Source organism: Xanthobacter autotrophicus (assembly GCF_030015065.1).
Taxonomy (GTDB): domain Bacteria; phylum Pseudomonadota; class Alphaproteobacteria; order Rhizobiales; family Xanthobacteraceae; genus Xanthobacter; species Xanthobacter autotrophicus_D.
The window spans coordinates 72,521-84,688 of record NZ_JAIVFN010000004.1 but is presented as its reverse complement, the minus strand read 5'-3'; the positions used below and the strand labels follow the sequence as shown (position 1 = coordinate 84,688).

The following is a 12,168-nucleotide window of genomic DNA, read 5'->3' as shown; positions in this document are numbered from 1 at the left end:
ACAATCACGTCAGCCACCGTCGAACCCCTGCTTTCCCTTCGCAGCCCACAGCGCCAGCGCCTTGTCGCGCTCTTCGCTTCGGAGCTTGTCGGCCATCCAGAGCAGTGCGCCGTAGATCATGGCGCGATCATCGCCGGTCAGGTCCACGATCCCGGCCTTAACCACGAGGCCGCCAAGCTCGATCAGATGCCGCGTCCGCCTGCGACGCTCGACCTGCCAGGTGCGCATATCATTCCGCGCCCGCGCTCCCTGATGCCGGTTGCGCGCCGCCCGGTTGCGGTTGAGCGCCACCAACGTCGAGCTCAGACGCTGATGCAGTTCGGCGTGCCCGCCCCTGAAAGAACGCGGCGCCACGCTTCGCCCATGCCTCCCTCTTTCCGGCGTCCTTGATTTCGGCCAGCACGATCAGCGCGCCCGCCAGTTCCTCGGCGCTAAGAGCGTCGGCTCCGGTCGAGATGACCAGTTCGCCAAGCTGCTGCACCTTGCGTGCTTTCAGGTCTCGCGCCTTGTCTTCCAGCGATTTCAGTTCTGCATCGAAGTCCCGTGGTTTGCGCATCGTCGTCTCCATAAGCTGTCGATGGAGCGATGATAGTTGAGCGCCTGCCGAAATGCTGTAAGGGTGACGGGACGGGCTGGAACGGCGCGATCAGTCCCGAGAAAATAGTTTCGAGGGCGCGCTTATACGTCGTTCCGACGCGCACTTCGCCGTGGTGATGTTCGGATCGCGATGGCGATTTATCATCTTCATGTCAAGGTCATCGGCCGCAGGGCCGGCTCCAGCGCGGTGGCGTCCGCCGCTTATCGCTCGGCCTCGCGGCTGCGCGACACGCGGATTGATCGCGTTCAGGACTTCTCGTCCAAGCGCGGTGTCGTGCACTCAGAGGTGTTGCTGCCCGACGGGGCGCCCGAGATGTGGCGCGACCGTGAGCGGCTGTGGAACGATGTCGAAGCCTTCGAGGTCAGGAAAGACGCGCAGCTCGCCCGCGAGGTCGAGTTCGCCCTGCCGCGCGAGATGAGCCAGGCACAGGGCATCGCGCTCGCGCGTGACTTCGTTGAGACGGAGTTCGTCGATCTCGGAATGGTCGCCGATCTCAATGTGCATTGGGATATTGGCGCGGACGGCATGGCGAAACCCCATGCCCATGTCATGCTCACCATGCGCTCGGTGGACGAGGATAGCTTCGGTCCGAAGGTGCGGGAGTGGAATGCGACCCAGATGGTCGAGCGCTGGCGCGAACGCTGGGCCGAACTCGCCAATGAGCGGCTGGCCGAGCTCGATATCGACGCGCGCATCGATCATCGCAGCCTGGAAGCGCAGGGCATCGCGCTGGAGCCGCAGAGCCAGATCGGCGCGCCCGCCCAGCGGATCGAAGCGGAAGGGATCGAGACAGCCGATCGGTCGGAGCTTCACCGGGAGATCGCGCGCGGCAATGGCGCGCGCATCATCGCCGATCCGGCACTGGCACTGGATGCGATCACCCATCAGCAATCGACTTTCACCCGGCGCGACATGGCGCGCTTCGCGCACCGCCACAGCGACGGGATCGAGCAGTTCAACGCGGTGATAGGCGCAATGGGCCGCGCGCCCGATCTCATCGAGCTCGGCAAGGACGGACGCGGCGAGGACCGCTTCACCACGCGTCAGATGATCGAGGCCGAGCAGCGTCTGCACAGGGCTGCCGGGCTCATGGCGGAGCGCGAGCGCCATGCCGTAAAGGATATAGAGAGGGAGGCGGCACTTCAGCGTGCTGAGCAGCGCGGCCTTGTTCTCTCCGGTGAGCAGTCTGACGCTCTGGCGCACATCACCGGCACGCGCGATCTCGGCATAGTCGTCGGTTATGCCGGGACGGGGAAGAGCGCCATGCTGGGTGTCGCGCGTGAGGCCTGGCAGGCGGCCGGCCTGGAGGTTCGCGGCGTCGCGCTGTCCGGCATCGCGGCGGAGAATCTGGAGAGCGGATCGGGCATCACGTCCCGCACCATTGCCAGCCTGGAACATGGCTGGAGCCAAGGCCGGGATCTGCTCACCTCACGCGATGTTCTGGTGATTGACGAGGCCGGCATGGTCGGCACGCGCCAGCTGGAGCGCGTGCTCTCCCATGCCGCTGACGTTGGCGCCAAGGTCGTGCTGGTTGGCGATCCGCAGCAACTGCAATCGATCGAGGCGGGCGCCGCCTTCCGCTCGCTTGTTGAGCGTCACGGCGGCGCCGAGATCGGCGAGGTGCGCCGCCAGCGCGCGGACTGGCAGCGCGACGCCACGCGCAATCTGGCGACCGGCCGGATCGGCGATGCGATTCATACCTATGAGAGGAACGGCATGGTCCATGCCGCTCAGACGCGGGAGCAGGCGCGGGGCGAGCTGATCGAACGTTGGGACCGTGGCCGGCAGGTCGCGCCTGATAGCAGTCGCATCATCCTCACCCACACCAATGAAGAGGTGCGCGCCCTCAACCAGGCCGCCCGCGAGCGGATGCGGGAGGCGGGCGATCTCGGCGAGGAGGTGCGCGTCACCGTCGAGCGCGGCGCGCGTTCCTTCGCCCGTGGCGACCGCGTGATGTTCCTACAGAACGAGCGCGGGCTCGGGGTGAAGAACGGCACGCTCGGCACCATCGAAGAGGTCAGCGCGCAGTCCATGTCCGTGCGTATTGATGATGGACGATCCGTCGCCTTTGACTTGAAGGACTACGACCGCATCGACCATGGCTATGCCGCCACCATCCACAAGGCGCAGGGCATGACCGTGGACCGCACCCATGTGCTCGCCACGCCCGGCATGGATGCCCATTCCAGCTATGTCGCGCTGTCGCGCCATCGTGACGGCATGGAGCTGCACTATGGCCGCGACGACTTCGCGGATGGCGACCGGCTGGTGCGCACCCTGTCGCGTGAACGGGCCAAGGACATGGCGTCGGACTATCCGCGCTCCGATCCGGCGCAGGACTATGCCGAGCGCCGCAGCATCACCTTCCGCCAGCGTGTCGTCGAGATGGTGCGCAAGGTCCCGGAAAAGCTGCGAGACCTCGTCGACACGCTCAGGCCGTCCGTAGACATTGCACAGGACGCACCAGCCCTGCGCGAGGAGCCAGGAAACAGAGTCAGGCCGATCGCCCAGGAGCCTCCCGAAGATCCGGAGGCGGTGCTGCGGCAGGCGCGAACCCGCGCGCTCGTCCGGCATGCCCGCGCGTGGGACGCGATCCTCTCTACGGCCGACGGGACCGGCCAGGGGACGCCCGAGCAGATTCGCGAACTCTCTGACGCCCGCAAGGCCTTCGAGGAGCTACGCCCTCATGGCTGGCGGGACGCGGAAGCGGCCTACGAGAAGAACCCGGAGCTGGTACACGAGGCGGCCGGCGGCAAGCTCAATCGCACCATTCGCGCCCTCCAGCTTGAAACGGAAATCCGCACCGATCCGGAGCGCCGCGCCGGTCAATTTGTCGAGCGCTGGAAGAAGCTCGACCAGCAGCGTCACCGCCAGTACAGCGACGGCGATTACTCCGGCTACAAGGCCACCCGCGTCCAGATGAGCGACATGGCGCGGAGCCTGGAGCGCGACCCGCAACTCGAATCCTTGCTCGCAGCTCGCAGGAAGGAACTCGGCATCAGCCTCGACACAGGCCGCAGTCTTGGTCGTGAACTGGCCCAGAGCCACGGCATCGATTTCGACCGCAGCCGTGGTCTTGGACTCTAGACCCATCCGATGTACCGCCGCCGATCCGCCAGAAAACACCGGCGTCGTTCCTCCTCTTGCCCGTCGGCGGCTCCATGCCTTGTCTTGGTCAGGCGCCATCAGGCGCGCCCAGCAGGAGGCAGCACCGCCATGCAGACACCAGAGCGCATCATCCGCCTCAAGACCGTCCTTACCCGCACCGGCCTGTCCCGTTCCACCATCTACCGCAAGATCGCCGAGGGCACTTTCCCCGCCCAACTGAAGATCAGCACAAATGGTGCCGGCTGGCGGGAATCCGACATCAACCGATGGGTTGCTGATCCGCCCCGATGGCGGGCCACCAATGACTGACAGAATGGACGGGGAAGCATCGCTCAGAGATCATCATCCAATTCGTCATCGTGAACCTCGGCGGCGCGCTGTTTTGCGTCGGCGATCAGATCCTTCGCGGATCGCCCGTCTACCCAAGCGTCGAGCATGTCAGCCCAGCACTGAAGCATGATCCTCCGCTCGGCGAGATAGCGGTTCACATTGTAGACGGCGGCGATCCGGTTCCGGGGCGCGTGGGCCAAGCTCATCTCGATCCAGCGATCATCGAACTTGGCGCGGTTCAGGCCGGTCGAGAATGTGCGACGGAGATCGTGAACGCCGAAGCTCTGAAAATCAGGATCAGTCTCCCGGATGCGCTCCACAACGGTGTCGATCACGCGGTTGAGGGTGGCATTGCTGATCGGCGTATCGCTGTCGTATCGGCCGGGGTGCAGGTATCGGCTGGTACCGAACATCGTGCGAAACACTGTCAGAATGTCGAGAGCCTGATCGCTCAGCGGGACCACATGCGCCTTGCCTGCCTTCATGCGCTCGGCCGGGATCGTCCAGCGTGCGGCGGCGAAGTCGATTTCCTTCCAAGTGGCGTCGATGAACTCCGACTTGCGGACGCCGGTCAGCAGGACAAACTTCACCGCCAAGCGTAGCGTGGGCGCGGCCGACACATGATCCAAGGCCGCCAGGACCGCGCGGACCTCGGAGGGCGAAAGGGCGCGCTCGCGCGGCTCAAAGGTGGCGATAGCGCTGGTGCGGATCGACTCGGCCGGATTGCTCACGTCCAGCCCGCTTCCCTGAGCATGACGGAACACCAGCAACACGACCTCGCGGACATGCACGGCGACGGCCGGCCCGCGCTTCTCCTTGACCTCGTCGCACAGATGTTTGAGGCGCTGCGGCGTCACTTCCCCGAGCTTGAGCTTCGACAACTCTCCCGCGATGGCGCGATCATAGACCGAGCGGCGCATGGCCAATGTGCTGTCAGCCAGTTTCTCGGCCCCTGACTTCGGATCGGCCTTATGCTTGAAATAGGCTTCCGCCCACCCACCGAACGTCAAAGCCTCGGCTGACGCGGTGCGCTTCTCTACCTTGGCTTTTGACGGCGACTCGCCCCTCTCGACCTGACGACGGGCGCGCGCCAGCAGCGACCTTGCCTCCGCAAGCGACACCTCCATGCCGTATTCCAGCGCGTCGGGCGCCCGTGTCAGCTTGCGCGCCGCCTCGGCGCTATATCGGCCGATGGTCAAGACCTCCTGCCGTCCGTTCACCCGATACTGATACCGGAACGAAATGACCCCGGTCGGGGTGACGGCCGCGTACATCCCGTCGCGGTCCGTCACCTTGTAGAGCTTGGCCCTCGGTTTGAGATTTTTCAGTTCTTTATCAGTGAGTTCGCTCATAAATCCGCATCCGGTCGGGGGGCGAACGGATACCATCAACAGGCGCTGTTGGTACCGGAAGCCCGTTTCTCGACCATCCTGCGCCATACCAACATCGGTACCAACAAAGTGGTCCGGCTGGGGTGAAACGCAGTGATACGGGGTAGGAAGAAAAATCGTTGTTAGCCAGAGGATTGGTTCGATCTTCGGCACGGCGCGGGATGGTCTGAAACCACCCTAGTTCACTCCCACTCGATTGTCTGAATCTCGCATAAGTGTTTGAAAACTCGATGGTAAGTACCCGGTCTGACGGCCATTCTCCGACTGTGAGGCCGTCAAAATGCTACGCTTTTGATTTCATTGAAAAAACTGCCAGAAAAAATATTTTCGCGGTTCCGGGATCTATCGAGGTCAATCGCCCCTCAGACCCGTTTTCTGCCTGCCCAGCGCAACTCCGGCGGCCGCCTGAAAGTACCGTCAGTCCTCCATAACAGGACTCAGTCTTCGGATCGAGTAGCCCGGGAACAGCAAAGGTGGCCAGCGCACGTCCGACGCCCCTAAACATAGAACTTGAACGGCTGTCGCTCTGCTCCCGTAGCGCTGCCCATAGTTAGCACTTCGCCGACCTTGTCCGCGAAACGAATGGTGACCGGCAACCCGTCGCTGAAATTGCAGGCGTTGTAATTGATTTTCGTGAGACCCAGTATGTCTGCCAGCACCGTCTCGATGGAGGGATAGTCACCGCTCGCGCGGAGCACGGTCACGAACAACGGGTTCGGCGTCTCGGGACCGATATAGGTATCGATGCGTGGCGCATACCCCGTGGTCCACAGATAAGCATCTTTGTCTCCGAGCTGGATCGCCGTGCCGCGCAGGCACGGATAATCGCCATCGCGGAAGAGCTTGATCTCGCCGTGCGTCGATTGGATACGCACGGCTACGATATTGGTGCCGTCGGGCGCGGCTTTGCTAAAGGCCTCCCATTCCGCGTCGTTGAACTTGGTTCGGCCGTGAATGAACAGCTCTTTTGGATAAATTCCGAAGCGTTGCTTGTAGGTATCCAGAACCGTCTTGATCAGGTTTTCGGCCGCCAGATCGCTGAGGTGAAACTCTCTGTTTTCAGTCCGCCACGGCCCGTTCGCCCCGCGAAAGACGACACCGTCTCCTTCGCTCAGGAACATCTGCGCCGCACAGCAGGCGTGATTGTCAGCGTGATTTGGAAGCAGCTTAAACACCAAGCCGACGTAGCAGACGCCTGGCCGCATACGGGCGATCTTCCACGGGGGTTCCGCCTGCGTTTTGTAGAACAGGCCTGTGGCCAAATTCCAAGCGACGGTGGCGGAATCCTGAGTGCCACGTTTCGGATATCCTGCCTTGTTCACGAACTCTTCAGGAGCAAGGGTTGTCTCGCGAACAAGCTGAGATGTCATGCCCAGCTTCAAAAGCTTCGCTTTGACCTGCCGGTGGAAGTCGGGAATGTCATCGAACACTGCTTCAAGCGTGTCATCAATAACACCGGCCAGTAGCGGAAGGTCGACGCGCCCCTTCTGGCGCCGGGACAATTCCCCCTTGAGAAGCTCGACCTTGCGGCGCTGACCCGCAACTGGGCGGCAGGTTTCGAAGACGATTTCCGGCACAACAAAGATCCAAACGTCTACCGCCCGCTCCTCATTTTTCGCGTGGCGTTCAATCGGGTTGATGAACAGCTTTGTTGTGGTGGCCACCGCCTCGTGATGGTTCTCGATCGCAATCGCAGCACGGATATCCGCAGGATCAATCTCGCATTTAATCATACCGCCGGGATCGGCGCGGATGCCGAAGGCCTCCTCGAGACCGGGAAAATCAGACAGATGAAGCCGGAACTCTTTGTCGCGCTGACCCCGAGGCGGAATTGCGACGGGATTGCTGATTGCATCGAGCCAGCGGCACAGGAGGTCTAGGCCATGTTTTGTACCAACCGCACCTATCGTAATCTGCGGACGATCAGGCTTTGACGCAGGCCCGTAAAGCGTAAGGCCGTCCTTCGGATGATCCGAAGCCTGCCCGTGCCCAAAACCCAGTGGTGGTTCCGGAATGTAGAGAACCGGAACGGATTTCTCGGAAAATTCGATCAAGCGTCCGCCTCCTCGAAGTGGCCGCCTAGCGTTGTGGGATCGGCTTCTTCCGCGTCCTCGCCCAGTCTGTTGGTCTGGCGCGCGGTTACAGGCGCTGTGAACTGGATCGGCATCGCATCGAGAGTAATGCTGCCGCCCGAGCCGACGGCAAGGTCGACATACGGACTGTCGCCAGCCAACAGCTCCATGAACGCCATCACACGCCCATGCCAAGCCTTGTTCCGCCAAGCTGAACAGATCGAACGCCGAAGGCGAAACTGAGTTTTGGGGTCTGGAATAGCGATCGGCTTGTTGTGCTCGCCGATGTCAGAAAACAGCACACGGCCCTTGAGCCGCATATGAGGGTAAGGGAAGAGGCTGGGAATTACGCTTACACCGTATTCCCAGATCTTCTTGCGGGCGACACCGCGTAGCATTGAATTGCGGCTCTGACCCTGGCGCCCCCATGAGACGCGCTTCTTGAGGCCCAGTCTTTTGTCGCCAACGTGGAAGGACAGTCCGCTTGAGAACGAATGCGCAAGAAGCCCTTGGCGGGCGCAATGCTTCTCCCATGCCTGGCGCAAGAGATTCATCATGATCGACCGGGCATCGCGGCTGTCGATCCCCGCGTCCGATGACCCGTTCTCGAGTAGATCGAGAACGTCGAAGTCACGCTCGGCGTGAAACGGCCCCACCCGCTCGAAATGTTCCGCCAGGTCCATTGGGCTGGCGAAGGTCAGGAAACCGTCGCCGAATTCCGCCATCGGGTATTCGAAGGACGCGCCGAGCTTACGCTGCAACGTCTCATTGGCACGATTGTTCGGCACCAGGTGATTGAGCTTGTCCGGCATCCTTAATATCCGGAGCCAATTGGACGTCAGGACCTCGGGAACCGCCTCGATCTCGACTGCGCGCCGACGCAGATGAGCGTACCATTCGGGCTGAATGATGCCGCCGCCAGCCTTGGGCACATGCTGCCTTTCGAGCGATTTGAGCAAGCTTTCCAGCCCCTTCGCCCATCCGCTCTCGAAGTCGACATACTGCAGGCCGCCGATGCCGAAGAGCTTTTGGAAGGCGCGCAGCTTCAACGGAATGATGAAGTTGGGATCCTGGAGTTGTTTCGTCAGGTCTTCCGCGATGGCGATCTCCTCGCGGACACCCCTTCTGGCGAGCGTCTCGTCGCTACAGCACAACAGCATCTTGAATGCACGAGTCTGAAGCGCCGCAGTAAGCTTGCCGCGCCATTCGTCCCCGGCATCAAGATCGAAAATGTCTGCGAAGACCTTGTAGCCGGCGGCTTCGAGCCGCGGCGCGAGCCACAACACAAACTGGTCATCACCAGGCGTCGCCTTGGAGATGAAAATCAGGTCGCGTTCAACAGGCCCGCCCCCGCTCATTTACTCGACCGCCTTGTCGATGAACCCGAGCGTATTGGCGTTTTCTACCAACGTCCGCACCTTCGCCCGGTCGAGCCCCGATGGAACTTCGGCGTCGATCTCTAGCTTCAGCTTCACCGAACTCCCCGGGATCGTCGTGAGCTGCTCGACGATCGCTTCGACAATCTGATGGATTTCGCGGGCTGGTCGTTCCGAAGAGATCATCACGCTGCCGGTGAAGCGAGTTGGCTTCCTCTCAGCAGGAGGAGGCTGGGGCGTAGCGCCGTCTGGCTGTGCCCCTGTTTCCGGCGACTTCTCGCCTGGGCCTTGCGTACCCCCGCCACTACCAGGCTGCACCGGAGCCGGTCGATGGGCCTCGGCCACAGCAGGCTTAACAATGACACTGTCGCTGTCGATCACGACTGCCGCGTTCGCGGCGCGCTCGATGGCAAGGCCCAGATAGATGTCCGACTTCTCGTCCCATCGCTCGGCATAAGCGAAGGGCCCCGGGATCATCCCGCTTACGGAGGCCTGCACGGCCTTGATCAGAACCTCTTGGTTCTTCAGACGCGGCAGGTAGATGTAGCGATTGAGATACTCCCGCAGATCCTTGAGCGAGAGATGCGGCTTGCCGTTCCAAATGTACTTCTGGAGGTCGCGATCGAGGCGCGTAGGCCCGAGCTCCGTGAGCAACCCTTCCTCCGCGACGAGCTTCTTGCTGGCCCGCGCCAGCAGCCCGTCCTGAGCCGGGATCTTGCCCGAGACCCATTCGACATCGGCTTGTGCGCTCTCCTGCGCCGGATAGTGAAGATAGCACCACGCCTCTTTCAGGCGTGTCTTCATCGTCTCGTTTGATTCAGCCAGCTTTGCCTTGGCCAGCGCGCTGTCGCTCTGCGTCAGGTTGAGCCGCTCGGTGTCGCGGACGATCTCGCCCCAAGCGAGTGACGCTCGCACCGCGTCTTTCAGATTATCGAGCTGGCGAGAATCCGCGGCGATGAAGACCAGCATGTTGCGATACACACGCGGCGTGCTGCCACGCTGCATCAGTATGTCCTTGGCTTCGACCAGCGCCTCGGAACCCTCGCGGCCATTATGCGGATGCGCGACGCCCAGCACGACTGCCCGCACGCCTCCAGCTTCGTCCGGCACTTCCGCTGACGAGGCCGGCGCCACCTGCACGGCGTCGAAGTGCCCACGATCTGCGAGGCTGTTCACATATTTGCTCAGCTCGGTGTCGATCGTCATCAGGACGAGCGCGGTCTCGATCTGTGCTGCCTTGTCGGCCGCGATGCGGTTGAGGCTCGCCGACATCGAGTACCAGTAGCGCCCGAGATCGGCGTGCATGAACTTGGCCTGGTTGGTCAGCCGTCGCAGCGCGTCGCCGAAGATCGCGGGCCGCTCACCTGGCTGCACGACGCCCAAGTTGATCTGCTTGTCGTCGAGACCGGTGTTCTGTTGCTGGTGCGTCGGTGCCGTGCCCATGAAGATCGCGCGCGCGACGCGCCGCGTCGCGGAATAGCGGTTCAGGTTTGGGGCCGACTGATCGATCTTGTAGGGCGTCGACGCGGTGCCATCCACATCACCGGCGATGATCGACTGCCAGGTCACGTCGAGATAGTGGAGCAACTCCGGTTCAACGCGCGGCGAACTAACCGCAACGCTGCCCGGCATGATCATCACTGACGGGTCGCCATTCATCCAGAGCTCGTGGATCGCCTGCGCCATCAGGCGCAGCACGCCGCGCGTTCGCTGGAACTTCTCCAGCGATCCCCAGCTCGTGTAGAGCTGGTCGAACAGCTCGGGGTGGATCGGATAGGCCTTCTCCAGCTTGCGCCGGTAATCCTCGTCGGCGCAGCCCTGCGGGAAGTCGTTGGCGTTCTCGCGATAGAGCTTGGCGAACTGCTTCAGCGTGTTGTCCCGGTGATGGAACTTGTCGCCGGAGATCTCCTTGAACAGCCGCCGCCGGACAATCTCATAGCTCTCCTCCTGGCTGGCGGGCCGCCATGAGGATTCCACGCGGCTGAAGGTCTGCTTGAGACGCGCGAGCGCCTCCTGACCGCCTTCGCCGCCGACCTCTATCTGCGACGCAGGCAAGGAGGCGACCAGCAATGTGCCGGGACTGGCCTTTACCGCTTCGGTGAGCGACTGGACGAACGACAGGTTCGCGTCGAACGAACCCGATGGCAGCCCTTCGACCCGATAGATCTGCCGCAGGTAGGCGACCCACTCGTCGATCAGGATCAGGCATGGGGCGTACTTCTTGAAGATCGTCTCGAGCAGGTGCGAGCCTGGCGCAATGCCGTTGGCATCATTCTCCGCAACCATGTCGAAAGCTTCGGCGCCGCCGAGCTGCCACGCCAGTTCACCCCAGGTCGTCCGGATCTTGCGGCCGCCCTCGGCATTGAGGACGTCCTGCGGCCCGCGTGAGGTGCCAACCAGCACCGCGCGCTTGATGTTCTTGGGCACGGTCAGCTCGTGCTTTTCGAGCAGCTGATCAAGGCCCGACAAGTCTTGAACCGGCGTCGGCCCCGCCATGTGGTAGAGGGCCAGCATCGAGTGCGTCTTGCCGCCGCCGAAGTTGGTTTGCAGTTCGACGACCGGATCGCCGCCGCTCCCCGACAGCCGCTTGGCCGCGCCGACCAGAAGCGCGCTCAGACCTTCGGTCAGATAGGTGCGGCTGAAGAACTGGCGCGGGTCACGATACTCGGCGGGCGCGCTGCCCGAATGCACCTTGGCGAGGTCGGCCGCGAACTCGGCCTGCTGGAATTCGCCGGTGGCGACATCCTGGTGCGGCTCGACCACCTCGCGCCACGGCAGCAAGCCCGCCACTGTCTCGACGGAGATTTCAAGACGCTGGGTCTTGCGCCGCTCCTCGTTGCGCTGAAGCTCGGTGAACTTCGTCCGCAGGATGGTGTCGCGCATCTTCGAGAGCTGCTCGGCAGTCTCGCCGGCGCTGATCGCCTCCATCAGACGGCGCATGGAATCGAGCGCGCGCTCCGCGTCGTCGTAGGTGAAGGTCTCGTTGTGCGAGAGCTTGTTGCGAACATCGCTCAGCTCATTCACCCAGGACCGCTCAGCGCGGCCGAGAACGGCGCGGAAGGCGTCGTTCCAGAAGCGGTCCATCGCGTTGAACAGCGCGGCCTGGTCCCAGCCGACCTCACCGTTGCTGTTGGGGCGCAGGCTGGGCAGCTTCTCCAGAACCTGGACCTGCCAATGCCCCTTCAGCGAGCTCTCCAGCCGCTTCTCAACGAACGGAATGAGGGCTGCGGGCAGCAGCTCCATGCCCTCGAAAACATACTGGCGCGTGCTCTTGGCCACTGTCCCGTTCCCCC

The 12,168-nt window shown here is 62.7% G+C and carries 8 protein-coding genes; 2 read left to right on the top strand and 6 right to left on the bottom strand.

Annotated features, from left to right (window positions below; all coding sequences use genetic code 11):
- Nucleotides 1-9: 9 nt before the first annotated feature.
- Together K9U40_RS02230 and K9U40_RS02225 are read right to left on the bottom strand one after the other, a co-directional pair.
- Nucleotides 10-228 carry a conjugal transfer protein TraD gene (locus K9U40_RS02230; RefSeq protein WP_282888619.1) on the bottom strand — a complete coding sequence of 73 codons (219 nt, stop codon included), beginning with the start codon at nucleotides 226-228 and terminating at the stop codon, nucleotides 10-12.
- A 1-nt stretch (nucleotide 229) separates the two neighbouring features.
- Entirely contained in the window at nucleotides 230-556 is a 327-nt protein-coding gene (locus tag K9U40_RS02225; protein WP_282888633.1) for a conjugal transfer protein TraD, read from the bottom strand.
- 171 nt (nucleotides 557-727) lie between these two features.
- On the opposite strand from K9U40_RS02225, the gene traA reads away from it, so the two are divergent.
- A complete protein-coding gene (traA, locus tag K9U40_RS02220) occupies nucleotides 728-3,685 on the top strand; it encodes a Ti-type conjugative transfer relaxase TraA (protein WP_282888618.1) in 2,958 nt (985 codons plus the stop codon).
- A gap of 129 nt (nucleotides 3,686-3,814) precedes the next feature.
- Nucleotides 3,815-4,015: a helix-turn-helix transcriptional regulator gene (locus K9U40_RS02215; protein WP_133863626.1), complete on the top strand. Its 201-nt coding sequence runs from the start codon at nucleotides 3,815-3,817 to the stop codon at nucleotides 4,013-4,015.
- Nucleotides 4,016-4,038: 23 nt separating this feature from the next.
- On the opposite strand, the gene K9U40_RS02210 is transcribed toward K9U40_RS02215, so the two are convergent.
- The 4 genes from K9U40_RS02210 to K9U40_RS02195 all read right to left on the bottom strand — a co-directional run bounded on the left by K9U40_RS02210 (nucleotide 4,039) and on the right by K9U40_RS02195 (nucleotide 12,154).
- Nucleotides 4,039-5,388: a tyrosine-type recombinase/integrase gene (locus K9U40_RS02210; RefSeq protein WP_208299731.1), complete on the bottom strand. Its 1,350-nt coding sequence runs from the start codon at nucleotides 5,386-5,388 to the stop codon at nucleotides 4,039-4,041.
- A gap of 536 nt (nucleotides 5,389-5,924) precedes the next feature.
- Nucleotides 5,925-7,481, bottom strand: coding sequence for an argonaute/piwi family protein (locus tag K9U40_RS02205; RefSeq protein ID WP_282888617.1), 1,557 nt, complete (start codon nucleotides 7,479-7,481; stop codon nucleotides 5,925-5,927).
- The gene (locus tag K9U40_RS02200) at nucleotides 7,478-8,857 is read right to left on the bottom strand and encodes a toll/interleukin-1 receptor domain-containing protein (protein ID WP_282888616.1); all 1,380 of its coding nucleotides are present in this window, start codon (nucleotides 8,855-8,857) and stop codon (nucleotides 7,478-7,480) included. The genes K9U40_RS02205 and K9U40_RS02200 overlap by 4 nt, the downstream gene beginning before the upstream one ends.
- Nucleotides 8,858-12,154 carry a DUF499 domain-containing protein gene (locus K9U40_RS02195; RefSeq protein WP_282888615.1) on the bottom strand — a complete coding sequence of 1,099 codons (3,297 nt, stop codon included), beginning with the start codon at nucleotides 12,152-12,154 and terminating at the stop codon, nucleotides 8,858-8,860.
- Between the last annotated feature and the right edge of the window lie 14 nt (nucleotides 12,155-12,168).